Here is a 12,465-nt window from a genome sequence, read left to right as displayed (position 1 = left end):
TTAAAACATACTTTGTGAAATTTTGAACTTTAAAAACTGCTATATAAGGAGATACGTTTCATGACCCCAGAACGTTTCGACATTTATGACGATCAGCAACATTGGATCGGTACAGCCCTGCGCAGTGAGGTCCATGCCAAAGGATATTGGCACCGTTCATTCCACTGCTGGATCGTGCGTGACGAAGGCGAACAGCGACGGGTCCTTTTTCAGCGGCGGCGTGATATTAAGGATACCTTCCCCGGATGTTACGACATTACAGCAGCAGGTCATCTCACCGCAGGTGAACAACTGCAAGACGCCAGTCGTGAGCTGGAGGAAGAATTGGGTGTCCATGTATCTTTCGAGGCACTAACCTATCTACTCACGGCTACACAGCAGCTCCAAGGAGAGGTTCGTGGTGTTCCATTCATAGATCGGGAATTCAGTGCGGTCTATGGATTATGTCTGAACCAGCCGCTCGAAGCCTACGTTCTGCAGCCCAGCGAGGTGGATAGCCTGTATGAAGTGCCCCTGGATGATCTACTCGCTTTGTTCCGTAGTGAGATCGACGTTATTCAAGCTATCGGAGTTCAGACTCAGCCATCTAGCGATCATGCAGCTTATGAACCGGAACGTATCGTTCGCGAGATTCGGGCAACGGAATTTGTGCCCCACGGCACAGCTTATTATACCGACGTGCTGGAATCTCTGTATCACGTGCCCAAAGACTGATCATGTACAATCCTGTTCAACCCGATCCAGTTCAATCGAATGTTCATAGCTTCATTTTCTCAAAAATAGCATAACTTCATACCTTTAATATTGCCCTGACTGGAAACGGATGCTGTGACGAACATCACTGTCATATCTCTAACCAGCACAAACAGGCGTCTGCCTCTGGGGCAGCGCCTGCTTTATGTACATACGTATTCGTTTCATCAAGAAAGATGAAAGATACCTTTGTGCTTGCATGTTCACTCCATCACTTGTCGAATAGTCGCCGATCTGTCTGGCTTTATTCACCCTCTCCTGAAGGAGAAGTCCAATAACGCGCAGAGAGTTCTTCGTACCGGTGCCCATAGCGAGACTCCAGTTCCTCACCCATATCCTGTTCCAATTCATACAACACCAGTTCTTGCGCAAAATGATTCAGCAGCAGTCCAGTCATTACCGGATGCTCCGTCACCACTGCCTGTGTGGCGCATGATTCTCCGCGCATGCCTAACATGCACCAGCGGCGATCAACCACCAGGGAGAATTTCCTACCATTAACGGTGCCGTACAGAGGTAGTCCCGGCAAAGGGGCGGGCTGATCGAGCATGCCTTCGCCACCATCACACGACCATAACAGCCGCACCCCCCGAGCTTCAGCCTGCTGTAAGTCATGACGCAGCAACTCCGCCTCTTCACGCCAAACGTCTACGACAATCTCATGCTGAGCCTCGGCCAATTCACGGCTCAGATTCTCAAACACATTCTTGTCTCCTTCGATGTTATAGAAGACAGGCTTCTCCGGTTCACTCCTGGGCATGCTGCTCTGGACATAATTCAGTGAGGTACACATCTGATCGGAGATCATTCGTGTCATCTCCTCAGGCTTCAGCACACTATACTTCGCAGGCTCCCCCGGACTACACCGCAAGAACCCACGCTGTTCCAGCCGTTGCAGGGTCGCATATACATTGGAACGGGACACGCCCAGCCGCTTCGCAACCTCATATCCGGAAGCTGATCCCTGGCGGGCGAGTTCCACCATAATTTTAGATTCCATCTCGGTAAACCCGAGATGACGCAAATGATGCAGCAGTTGGTCCATATTCCCGTCCCCCCATGCTGTCAGCAACCCGCACTACCTCATACTGATGCGGCAGTGCTTCTACTGCATCAGATCAGATCTGTTCGGCACCACAGCGCGGGCACCACTTCGACCCTTTGGGCAGCTCGGCTGCACAAATCTGACAATTCACCATTTCGCGCGACACTTCGGTCTGTACGTCCACCGTGTTCACAATCGGATTGTTTTCTTTCCAGTAGCGGATGCGTTCGTCCAGTTCCTGCTGACGCTCACGTTCCCGTTGCATCTCTTCATCTCTGCGACGTTCCCACTCCGCATCGAACGCTTCCTTTTCTTCCTGGGTAAATTCCGTACTGTTAAATTCCGATTCCGTTTCCAGATCCGCTATGGACGGAATGACCGTATGGTACGGCTCATCTTTCTCCAGTTCCAATTCAGGCGGTGCATCGTAGAAGTCCGGCTCCGGAGTTTGAGTCTGAGCTACAGCTGCCTCCTGTCTCGCAGCTGTGGTTGCTCCTGCAACTCCAGCAGCACCCACTGTAGGTGCTGGTGTCTTGAATTCACCCAACTTGCGTCCACATTTAGGGCAGAAGTTGGCATCCAGGGAAGCAACGTGTCCACACTCGCACAACCGTTCGTTCTTGAGCTGTGCAATCTTGTTGCGCAGACCATCAATCTCGTCCTGCAATTCGTCGCACAGTTGCGACAGATCCACCATTTCTTTTTCCGCACGCGTCATATCCTGTGCCCGATAACCCTCATAGAAGATGCGACCCATATCTGTAAAATGGACTTCCTGTTCCTGTTGCAAGCCCACAATCTGGTTGTTCAGTTTCCCAATCTCAACGGCGTGCTGGGCACGCTCTGTTGCTTTGTTCGCTCCGTCTTTGATGCGCTGAAGCAGTTTCATGACCATTCCTCCTCTGTCCCGTCAAAACCAATATTATCATTTCAAATTTTAGAGGTTATTCAAAAAGACTGAAAACCCGACTTTTTGAACACATACTTGTAGTAAATTAGCATATTACATCTTTCATGCAAAATGCTCTGACATATAACTTATACGATATCATGCCAAAAAGTTGCGTAATCTCGTGCTGTTGCCCGTTTTATACCGATACTGGATGAAATCGGGGGCTTTCGTCAAGACCATACGTTCGGGTATAATGAAGCTTTGACCATACTTAACCGCCTGATTAGGCGACTAACTCTATCATACCAATTTACAATGTGATTGTGAAAAGGGCAAATGGTTTACTTTTAGCCGGGATAGTCCTATCCCTGAATGCATACAGAGGTGGATGAAACATGTTAAGTCCGAACTCAACGTTCTACCCCCGTCCGCTCGGGGTTACCCCGGCGGCGTCCCTGCCCCAGTCCCCGTCTGCTCCGCTGGAGACCAGTCGGCAACTCGTGGGCAATGAGCAACAGGATGCCTTTTATTTTCGTTCTCTGGAAGAAGCAGGCATCAAGTTAAACGCACCACAAATCTCCGCAGTTCGTCACGGCAGAGGACCTATTCTGACGCTCGCCGGAGCCGGTTGTGGCAAAACAACGGTACTCGCTGCAAGAGCCGGCTACCTCATAGAGGTCAGCGGTGTACATGCAGGCAGTATCCTGCTGGTGACGTTCACCAACAAGGCTGCTACCGAGATGAAAGACCGGATCGCCGCATTGCCAGGTATACGTCCGGCAGCTGCAAGAGCCGTGCAGGCTCGTACCTTCCACTCTTTTGCCCTGACATTGCTGCGTCATTACGGTGTGCAGGAAGAGATCTTTGGCGAGTCACGAGCGCAGCATACGGTACTGAAGATGCTTTTGCGTCAAAACGGCATGAGCGAAGCCTTCCAGCCGGAAAGTCTGCTGGCCATGCTGTCTGCATGGAAGATGCAAGGATCGGAAACGACCGATTTGCCTGAAAAATCGCAGGAAGAACGCGATGCCAAGCGTGTTCTGCTTGGTTACGAAGCCTGGAAGCAGGAGCGGGGCAAAATGGATTTTGATGATATTTTGCTGCGGGCAGCCGCGCTGCTTCGTGATCCTGCTGTCCTGGGGCCGCTTCAGAAGCGTTTTCAGTACATTATGGTCGATGAGTTCCAGGATACAAATCATCTTCAATATGAGATTGTGCAAAAACTGGCTTCCGCCCACCGCAACCTGATGGTTGTAGGAGATGATGACCAGACGATCTATACCTTTAACGGCGCACGCCAGGAATCGATTTTGGAATTCGATAAAGTATACCCCGGGGCACGCATTGTGACACTGGATATTAATTATCGCAGTGATGCACGCATTCTCGGACTTGGAAGCGAACTGGTCGCCCGCAATAAACGCAGACGTGACAAACGGCTGCGTGCTGCCGGAAACCGCGGAGATGCGCCGCGCTTCGCTACCCCTTCCAATGCGGAGGAAGAAGCCGCATGGGTCGTGAACCAGCTGTGCCAGCAGGTTGAAGAAGGGCAGCACACCTATCGGGATATTGCCATTCTTCACCGGACAGCCAGCAGCAGCCGGGCTGTATTTGAGCAGCTTGTGTTGAAAGATGTGCCTTTTGTACAGCATGGTGCTTCCCCGGTGTTCTACGACCAGTCTCTCATCAGACCCCTGATGGATCATCTGCGTCTGTCCCTTGATCCAAGATCCATGGATGCTCTTCCCAGTGCGCTGGGACCGCTCTACGTTTCACGGGATGCTGGCCTGGAATGGATACAGCGCTGCGAACAACAACAAGCCAAGAAATATCCGCTTATCCATCTGGTGAAATGGGACAAGCTGAAACCTTTCCAGCAGGAGCAGGTCAAAGAACGCATCAAGCTGATCAAATCACTGCACAAACTGAAGCCTATCATCGCCATTCAGGAGATGCGCAGGCAGTTCTACGACAAGTATATGGAAAGTGGTGATCCCAGCATCTTCACCCATTATAAGGAAACGATGCTGGAAACCCTGGATGAATTCGAAGCTGCCGTCAAAAAATTCGAAACGGTGGAAGAGTTCATCCAGTTCGCCGATGAGTTATCCCGCAGACACCGGGAGATGGAATCTCTACGCCGCGCACAGGACAGTGACGCAGTACAGTTGATGACCATTCACCGGGCCAAAGGACTGGAGTTCCCTTGTGTGTACTGGATCGGAGCCAGTGAGGGCATTGTGCCTCACAGTACAGCACTGCGACAGGATATCCCCGAAGATCAAAAGGCTGCGCTTGCTGTGCAGCAGACCGATGCGGAGCTGGACATGGCGCTGGAGGAAGAACGTCGGCTGGCCTACGTTGCCATCACACGGGCCAAGCAGTATTTGTATGTCACCTCACCCGCGAGCCATCATGGAAAGCCAGCGGATGTGTCCCGCTTCCTGCTTGAAGCCTTCGGCATGGAAGTTCCGGACAAACGCAAACCGCGTGAGGAGAGCCGGACCAGCAGCCCGACTTCATATGGCAAAGGCAATGGATCATATGCCCGTTCGGGATCGGGCGGCCGTTCCGAAGGTCGGGATGTAGCACAACGCCGTGCCATCAACCACAGTGACCGTCGTGACTTCGAGGTCCACAATGAACGGGATGAGGATCGCCTTGGAGAACGGCGTGGTAGTGGGGAAATTCGCAATCATAAGGCGTTCAGTACCACAGGTATAAGTCCGACTGCTGCAAGTTCCTCCATTTCAAAGTCACATACTTCTGATTCAGGCAATGCGGAGCGAACGGAGACTGTTGCGATCTGGAAATGCAGTTCGTCCACCTGTAAAGCGTGGTTAAGACAGAAACCGGCTGCGCCTTCAAAAGCAACCAAGAAGGCATCATCGGGCCCTCCCGCCTGTCCTCTGTGTTCAGGATCGATGGAGGCCGGCACTCGTCAGGTTCCCGTAACGGGGAGATTTGGGAAATAAACTAACACGAGCATAGTAGCTCGTTTCAGGGCGCTTTTTGCTGTTTATTAACAGTAGAAGCGTCTTTTTTCCATTTCAGAATGGGGGTTGGATTATGCAGGACGGTAAACAACATCTGTATGTATCAGTAACACATAATCTTATTGAGCAAAACAAGAACGAATCTACACCTTTTGAGGTGTTGGTGGATGACGAACAGTTAGGCCGATTGAAGGATCTGATGAAGGTATTGGAAGATGACGATGCCTATACTTTGCAACGGGCCCCGGTGCCCTATAAATCAGCAGATCATGATGAGGCGACAGAGCAATTTACGGATGGCATGACCTTGCTGTATACCTTTCTTTATGACCATGGCACACCGGATACCCGGCAGGCCATTGAGAGCATGAACGTGCTTCCAAGGCTGCAGGATACGGATTATGATGACCCTGGGTACGAGAATTCACCACTGAACAAATAACAGCAGGATGCCAAAAAGCATGCGCAGCCGCAGATCACGCGGAGGACGCATGCTTTTGTTATACGAGGGCCAACCGCAACATGAAACGGACTCAGTCCAGACGAATCTCCTGCCCTTTCTCAGCAGATTCGTAGATTCCGCACAGCATGCGCGTGGAAGCCACCCCATCCGCAATTGGGCTGATCGGCTCTGTCCCGTTCAGACAGCAATCCACAAAGTGGTCGATCTGGTTCTGGAATGCACTATGAATATGGAGACCCGTATTGTCCGTCTGGGGTTCAATATTCAGGATGGTGTTATTTTTCTCCGTGACGATGAGTGTCTCCGGCTCCAGTTCGAACCCACCACGCTCACCGTATAATTTCACTGAAGATTCATCTCCGCGTGCATGCAGGGTAAAGCTCACATCCACCGCCAATGAAGCCCCATTTTCAAACCGAATGAGTGCATTCGCCATATCTTCTACGTCATTCACAGCTGCGCTGTAGTCGGCTGCTTTGTAAAAAGAAAGATGTTCGATATGGGCACGATTGCCCAGCTTCCGATACGTATTACCACTGACCGAGACAGGCTTGGGCCTACCCATCAGATACCAGCATTGGTCGATAATATGTACGCCCAGGTCAATCAGAGGACCTCCGCCGGAACGGCTTTTGTCAGCGAACCAACCGCCTGGATTACCGTGACGCCGCAGAATGGAAGCTTTCGCATAATACAGTTCACCAAATTCCCCGGCATCAATGAATCTGCGCATCATCTGCATATTGTTATCATAACGACGCACAAATCCAACGATAAAGGTACGTCCGCTCTTCTTCACCGCTTCTTCAATCCGCAGCGCATCTTCCACATTGGTTGCCACCGGTTTCTCCAGTAACACATGCTTGCCTGCCTCCAGTGCAGCAATGGCGAATTCCGCGTGTGTATTGTTCCAGGTACATATACTGACAGCATCCACATGCGGGTCCTCCAGCATCTCCCGATAATCGGTGTACACGGATTGGGCATCATACTTCTGCGCCGCAGCCTTAGCCCGCTCTTCGTTCAGATCACAGATGGCATAGATGACGGCATCCTCGTTTTTGGCATAACACCTCATATGAAGATCCGATATGGATCCTGTACCGATCATTCCGATGTGTAACATTTGTTTTGTGCTCATCATCGTCCTCCCTTCCTTTTCCACAACTTCCAGAACATCATTATCGTCTAGTCTGCCCGCAGCATGCCTTCGTAAATACCCGGCGTTGAATTTTCAATCTTCACTGCACCCAATGTTCGGGCATAGAAATCCACAGGTCCCGCTGATCCGATAATGGCATAACCATACCCATCCGCCTTCATCGCATGCATACAGGCCAGTAACAGGGCTGTACCTACCCCTTTGCCCCGTGCATCCTGGCTCACGCCAGTCGGGCCGAAGAAGTTGCGATATGTCGCTTCGTAACAGGCAAAACCAATCATTTTCCCATGTTCAACCGCAATGTAACAGGACACGGGCTGACGTGCAAAAGCGACCTCACATTCATCCACCCAAGCCTGGCTAAAATGTGACCTCACCCAATCCAGTACAAGCTGCTTCTCTGGTGCAATGGCTCTTCGAATCACAATGGAAGATTCCTCCAATGATCGCAGTCCACTCTCTTGTTCCGGCAAACGATAGAGCGCTACCAACATATCACTCATCTAATCCGTTCCTCCTCGTACTTGAATTAACCTGATTCTGCTGCGGATAACCTGCAATACAAGCGATATTTCAAAACTAAACTAACATACCGTTTACATTCATTACATACCAACTGCAACACTGAGACGATTTGTCCCGTCTATTAACTTGAAGCGGCCCTAAGGAAGATTTTACCGCGACAGTCCAAAGATTAGAAGGGATGAATATTGATGAATAACAACATGAAAAAAGTAAGTGCTCTTATGGCCCTATCCATGGCACTCGGCGGTGGAGCCGCTTATGCAGCAACACTGGACAACACACAACCAGGCCATCAAACATCCGTTTCAGCAGATAGTAAGGCAGCTGATGCAATAAACGTATCCGTGAATGGTGCATCCATCTCCGATGGTTACTGGAACAAGGATGGCAAAGTAGCCATGATCCCGCTGCGCGATCTTACCGAAGCACTGGGTATTGAACTGAAATGGAATAAAGAAAATAAAACTGCAGAGCTGACACGAGGTGTACTGTGGACACAGGTAATCACAGGCAAGGATCAATATTCCGTCAATAAAATGCTGCTCACGCTGGGTACAGCGCCCGAAATCACAGGCGGCACATTGTATGTACCGGCTTCTTTTGCCGAAAAGGTACTGCATGGACAAGTGAACACAACAGGAAATCAGGTGACAATCTCCAGTGAAGAGGACGTAAAGACGGTTACTGAACGTGGTGTAATTACCAGAATCTCGAACCAGGATAAATATAAGTCCATCCAGATTGGCGGTGCAGGTACGGATGGTATCGTCCTCAATCTGAGCGATGAGACAAAATTCATCTCGGTTGAGGGGAAAGAGATTCCACTGACTGATCTGGCCATTGGCATGAACGTGGAAGCTGAGCATTCCCTGATCACTACCCGCAGTCTGCCACCACAAACGCCTACCTATAAAGTCACTGTACTGGATGACGCTACAGATTCTGAAACACAATTGAAAGAGGTTCTGGGTACAGCAGGTACCATTGAAAATGTAAATACTGCAGATGGCCTTATCTCGCAGATTGAGATTAAAGGTACACGATTAACGGAGACGGCTCCTGACCATGTCGTGCTGAACATCGCTAAAGACACACTGATCGTGAACCACGAAGGTGAAACGGTGAAAGCCGAAGAACTGACCAAAGGCGCTAAAATCATCGGCTTCTACAGTCCTATGCTGACACGTAGCCTGCCTCCGATCGGAACAGCTTGGAAAGTGGTTGTTGAAACACCAGCAGCAGAGCTGGAAGCGAAATAAGACGATTGGAAAAACGTCTGGCTGAAACACATGTTATATGTTGTTGCAGACGACCATGTGCATCGCTTAGCGCGAGGTCATGAGTGTGGAGCATCATAATGACCAGCCATCCGCATGTAGCTCCTGCCGCGCGGTGTAATGAGTGTGGCGCATCAAGAGCTCAGCCGTGCGGCCAGGCGGCGAAGTCAATTCAAAATAACCTTATCCGCTTGTCTTCTGACAAGCACGGTAAGGTTATTTTTTTGGGTTTGTTGGTTTTTAGTTTTTAGTTTTTAGTTTTTAGTTTTTAGTTTTTTTAGATCGTGTCTACAAACTTGCTCCAAAGCGAAGCGTACCTGAAACTTGTCCGGAGCAGACACGTGCGATGTGCGCTGCATACGAAATACGTTGCATACTGAATGTAAGAGCAAGCGGCGTTAACGCTAACGAATCTGAGGCGTCTTATTCAAGGATTTGAAGCACCCGCAGAAATCTAAGGAATCTGAGACACGCTATATCAGAATAAACAGCTGTTTACAGCGTTTTTATCAGAGGAATTCGAGAAATAACGTGTCTGGTGTTCTTTACATTTTAAGAAGAGGACCTGAGGGCCAAATAAGACGTCCTGTGTTCATTAGAAAATCCTCAGACCATTCGCCAGAATCACTCGGCTAGGACTTCATCTTCAACAATCGCTTCCACTTCAATCTCAACCATCAACAAGGGATCAATAAGTGCGCTAACTTCAACCATGGTGGCTACAGGTTGGATCTGTCCAAAAAATTCACCGTGCGCCTTGCCAACTTCCTCCCACCTGGAGATATCGGTCACAAACATTCGGGTTCTCACCACATGCGACATGTCAGCCCCCAGTTCTTTCAATGCATTCTCGATCGTCTGCAAAACGAACCTTGTCTGTGCATACGGATCACCTGCCCCAACGACTACACCATCTTGCATGGCGGTTGTACCCGCCACTTCGATTCGATTCCCTACACGGATGGCACGGCAATATCCCACCAATGGTTCCCATGGGGAACCGGTAAATACCTGCTGTCTGCTCATTCTCTCGTCCCTCGCTTTGGTTGTATTTCTCTAATTGGATTAAACATGAATTATATCAGTCCCCCATCATCTCAGACAATGGAATGAGGTTTAATTCTACCTTAATTCCATTAACATTTTTGCACAGAAAAAAATCCCCTGATTGACTGCCCATTGGTTAGATCAAGGACGGTTCATTCGGGGATTTATGAGAATTAGTATTAGTATCTTTTCTTTAAGGAGGAAGCATCCAGATTACAACTTGATATTAGCCTCATCGAAGTATTCTTCCAGAGTTAACCCACTCTTCGCCACATCCGGTGCCAAATCGGTACCGATGTACCGAATATGCCAAGGCTCATAGACGTAACCGGTTGTGTCTTCTTCACCTTGCAGATAACGGATGACATATCCGTATTCTGCAGCGTGTTCAGCCAACCACTGGCCTTCCTTCGATGTGCCGAATACCTCTTCCAGCACATTGCCCACACTTGGACTGGATACATCAATGGCAAGACCCGTCTGATGTTCGCTTCGGCCTGGCACAGAGCTTACACGATCTGTGTATTCTTGACCTTTGGTTTTGACATTGTTGTTGTAGATGGATACCTGACGGTGATATGAACGATAGCCGGACACCGCACGAAGCTCAATACCATCCGCCTTTGCACCTGCAAACAACTTCTCCAGTGCCTCAGCAGCTTCCTTGCGCATATGCCGCTTCTCGTGAGGTTCGTCGAAGGAGAACGGTACATTCGGCTCCACCAGATCGTCCGGCTCGTAACCGTCAGGCAGACTCCGTTGCTTGTTCACAATGACGGTCATAGACTCGGCATTGGTCACCACGGATTGTGCATCAATCGTCGTTTGCAGTGCACTGATACTGCGTTTCTCCAGTAATGGATCTTCCGCTGTCGCACCATTCCCATCCTCCGAAGAGCCCTGCTCTCCGCCAGCTGAAGCATTACCTGACTCGCTGCCTGTGCCTTCACCGCTGTTGCCAGAAGATGATGTGTCATCCCCGCCAGGATTATCGCCGCCCGTTCCTTTATCCTCCGTAAAATGAACCGTTGTGCCGTCTGACTCTTGTTGCGTGTTACCTGCTCCATTCGGATCCTTACTCTCCTCTGTGCCATTCTGGCACGCGGCAAGCAATGCTCCGCATATCATCAATGAGGACAACATAACCACCATACGGCGCTGTCTTCCTGTAGTTGATTTCATGTAAAAACTCCTATCCCAATAATATAAATGTTATATAGTTGTCTGCGTGCAGTGTTCCCTGCGACAGTATACCTTAATTGGGAGCGAAGCTCCACCGGTAAAGACGTCCTTTAGAAGAGATCCGAATGAACTTATACGGGCTGTAAAGCCTGTATGATCGTTTTTCGGACTTTTAGAGCACCATTCCCGTGCTGTACACAATAGAAATGAAAAGGGAAAATCATGCAATAAAACAAGCAGGGGTGATCTGAGATCTCCCCCGCTCTGATGGGTGCATCATTTGGTTGCAGGGCTGTCCGCCTTCTTCTGGACAGCCTGCCACATCCGCGCGGCTACACGCTCGCGGATCAAGTCCAGCCCTGCGGTGGCCGGCACGCCCGGCAGCAGCGCCGTCAGCTCCGGCAACGCCGGCGGCTTGCCCGGCTGCGTGAGGCGCACCTCAACGGCGCCAAAGCCCGGCCCCGGCTGGTGCATGGCGCCGTCTGCGGCTGCCTCGGCGATCCACTCGCCGACGGCCGCGCCGCCTTCGCCGCCCCGCACTTGCGGGCGGCCAGCCGTTTCCGCTGCGCGGCCGGTGGCGCCGGGATCATGGGCGAGTTCCTCCGCCCATGCCCCCAGCACGCCGGCGAGCAGCGCTTCGCGCGGCAGGCCGGCGTGCGCCAGCTGCAGCAGCGGCTCGGCCGCGAGGCGCGCGGCTACGGCGCGCTCAGCGGCCGCGGCATGCGCGCAGCCCAGGCGGCCGCAGGTGCATGCCACGGCCGCGCTGGCCGTTGCTGCGCCTGGCGAGCCCTCCGGCGCTTGCGCAGCCGGCAGCAGCCCGGCGAGCTCCTCGGGTGCCGGGCCGCCGCGCAGCAGGGCGTACAGCGTCAGCGGGCGCTTGCGCAGCTGAGCCAGCACAGCCTCGCGCTGGGCTTCGCTCAGTGGCGCTGATGTTCCCGTGACCGTGAACATGACTGCGGCCGATCCGGTCTTGCCCTCAGCAGCGGAAGCGGAAACGGAAACTTCCTGATCCGCATCCGCTGCTGTATCTACTTCTGCTGTCCATCCACCGGGGGACATATGCAGCTCGATCTTCCATTTTTCGCTCACAACAATCCCCCTTTCTCAACATCTATATTCCCCT

The 12,465-nt window shown here is 51.2% G+C and carries 11 protein-coding genes; 4 read left to right on the top strand and 7 right to left on the bottom strand.

Annotated elements, in window-relative coordinates; all coding sequences use genetic code 11:
- Window positions 1-60 precede the first annotated feature (60 nt).
- Window positions 61-714: an NUDIX hydrolase gene (locus ABTV53_RS02445; protein WP_433750227.1), complete on the top strand. Its 654-nt coding sequence runs from the start codon at window positions 61-63 to the stop codon at window positions 712-714.
- 283 nt (window positions 715-997) lie between these two features.
- Here the strand turns inward: ABTV53_RS02445 and ABTV53_RS02440 are convergent, their stop codons facing one another.
- Together ABTV53_RS02440 and ABTV53_RS02435 are read right to left on the bottom strand one after the other, a co-directional pair.
- A complete protein-coding gene (locus ABTV53_RS02440) occupies window positions 998-1,798 on the bottom strand; it encodes a TrmB family transcriptional regulator (RefSeq protein WP_433754016.1) in 801 nt (266 codons plus the stop codon).
- 73 nt (window positions 1,799-1,871) lie between these two features.
- Window positions 1,872-2,687 (bottom strand): zinc ribbon domain-containing protein, encoded by an 816-nt coding sequence (locus ABTV53_RS02435; protein ID WP_433750224.1) that lies wholly within the window; start codon window positions 2,685-2,687, stop codon window positions 1,872-1,874.
- A gap of 398 nt (window positions 2,688-3,085) precedes the next feature.
- Between ABTV53_RS02435 and ABTV53_RS02430 the strand changes: the two genes are divergently transcribed.
- Window positions 3,086-5,665, top strand: coding sequence for a UvrD-helicase domain-containing protein (locus tag ABTV53_RS02430; RefSeq protein ID WP_433750222.1), 2,580 nt, complete (start codon window positions 3,086-3,088; stop codon window positions 5,663-5,665).
- A gap of 94 nt (window positions 5,666-5,759) precedes the next feature.
- A complete protein-coding gene (locus tag ABTV53_RS02425) occupies window positions 5,760-6,128 on the top strand; it encodes a hypothetical protein (RefSeq protein ID WP_433750219.1) in 369 nt (122 codons plus the stop codon).
- A gap of 91 nt (window positions 6,129-6,219) precedes the next feature.
- Here the strand turns inward: ABTV53_RS02425 and ABTV53_RS02420 are convergent, their stop codons facing one another.
- Both ABTV53_RS02420 and ABTV53_RS02415 read right to left on the bottom strand, forming a co-directional pair.
- The gene (locus ABTV53_RS02420; RefSeq protein ID WP_047840275.1) at window positions 6,220-7,290 is read right to left on the bottom strand and encodes a Gfo/Idh/MocA family protein; all 1,071 of its coding nucleotides are present in this window, start codon (window positions 7,288-7,290) and stop codon (window positions 6,220-6,222) included.
- 47 nt (window positions 7,291-7,337) lie between these two features.
- Window positions 7,338-7,814, bottom strand: a complete 477-nt coding sequence (locus ABTV53_RS02415; protein ID WP_421893069.1) for a GNAT family N-acetyltransferase — start codon at window positions 7,812-7,814, stop codon at window positions 7,338-7,340.
- A gap of 210 nt (window positions 7,815-8,024) precedes the next feature.
- Here ABTV53_RS02415 and ABTV53_RS02410 point away from each other — a divergent pair, with 210 nt between their 5' ends.
- The gene (locus tag ABTV53_RS02410; RefSeq protein WP_433750216.1) at window positions 8,025-9,095 is read left to right on the top strand and encodes a copper amine oxidase N-terminal domain-containing protein; all 1,071 of its coding nucleotides are present in this window, start codon (window positions 8,025-8,027) and stop codon (window positions 9,093-9,095) included.
- 642 nt (window positions 9,096-9,737) lie between these two features.
- Here ABTV53_RS02410 and ABTV53_RS02405 read toward each other — a convergent pair.
- The 3 genes from ABTV53_RS02405 to ABTV53_RS02395 all read right to left on the bottom strand — a co-directional run bounded on the left by ABTV53_RS02405 (window position 9,738) and on the right by ABTV53_RS02395 (window position 12,431).
- A complete protein-coding gene (locus tag ABTV53_RS02405; RefSeq protein ID WP_433750213.1) occupies window positions 9,738-10,139 on the bottom strand; it encodes a RidA family protein in 402 nt (133 codons plus the stop codon).
- Window positions 10,140-10,373: 234 nt separating this feature from the next.
- Window positions 10,374-11,342, bottom strand: a complete 969-nt coding sequence (locus tag ABTV53_RS02400; RefSeq protein WP_433750210.1) for a D-alanyl-D-alanine carboxypeptidase family protein — start codon at window positions 11,340-11,342, stop codon at window positions 10,374-10,376.
- A gap of 276 nt (window positions 11,343-11,618) precedes the next feature.
- Window positions 11,619-12,431, bottom strand: a complete 813-nt coding sequence (locus tag ABTV53_RS02395; RefSeq protein ID WP_433750208.1) for a hypothetical protein — start codon at window positions 12,429-12,431, stop codon at window positions 11,619-11,621.
- Window positions 12,432-12,465: the final 34 nt, after the last annotated feature.

The organism is Paenibacillus amylolyticus (genome assembly GCF_050990605.1).
GTDB lineage: Bacteria > Bacillota > Bacilli > Paenibacillales > Paenibacillaceae > Paenibacillus > Paenibacillus amylolyticus_H.
Note: the sequence above shows the minus strand (reverse complement) of the source record. Positions and strands in the feature narration are given on the sequence as shown.

Coding starts and splice junctions, on each gene's coding strand:
- ABTV53_RS02445 (WP_433750227.1), top strand. CDS start 61: ATGACCCCAGAACGTTTCGACATTTATGACGATCAGCAACATTGGATC.
- ABTV53_RS02440 (WP_433754016.1), bottom strand. CDS start 1,798: ATGGACCAACTGCTGCATCATTTGCGTCATCTCGGGTTTACCGAGATG.
- ABTV53_RS02435 (WP_433750224.1), bottom strand. CDS start 2,687: ATGAAACTGCTTCAGCGCATCAAAGACGGAGCGAACAAAGCAACAGAG.
- ABTV53_RS02430 (WP_433750222.1), top strand. CDS start 3,086: ATGTTAAGTCCGAACTCAACGTTCTACCCCCGTCCGCTCGGGGTTACC.
- ABTV53_RS02425 (WP_433750219.1), top strand. CDS start 5,760: ATGCAGGACGGTAAACAACATCTGTATGTATCAGTAACACATAATCTT.
- ABTV53_RS02420 (WP_047840275.1), bottom strand. CDS start 7,290: ATGAGCACAAAACAAATGTTACACATCGGAATGATCGGTACAGGATCC.
- ABTV53_RS02415 (WP_421893069.1), bottom strand. CDS start 7,814: ATGAGTGATATGTTGGTAGCGCTCTATCGTTTGCCGGAACAAGAGAGT.
- ABTV53_RS02410 (WP_433750216.1), top strand. CDS start 8,025: ATGAATAACAACATGAAAAAAGTAAGTGCTCTTATGGCCCTATCCATG.
- ABTV53_RS02405 (WP_433750213.1), bottom strand. CDS start 10,139: ATGAGCAGACAGCAGGTATTTACCGGTTCCCCATGGGAACCATTGGTG.
- ABTV53_RS02400 (WP_433750210.1), bottom strand. CDS start 11,342: ATGAAATCAACTACAGGAAGACAGCGCCGTATGGTGGTTATGTTGTCC.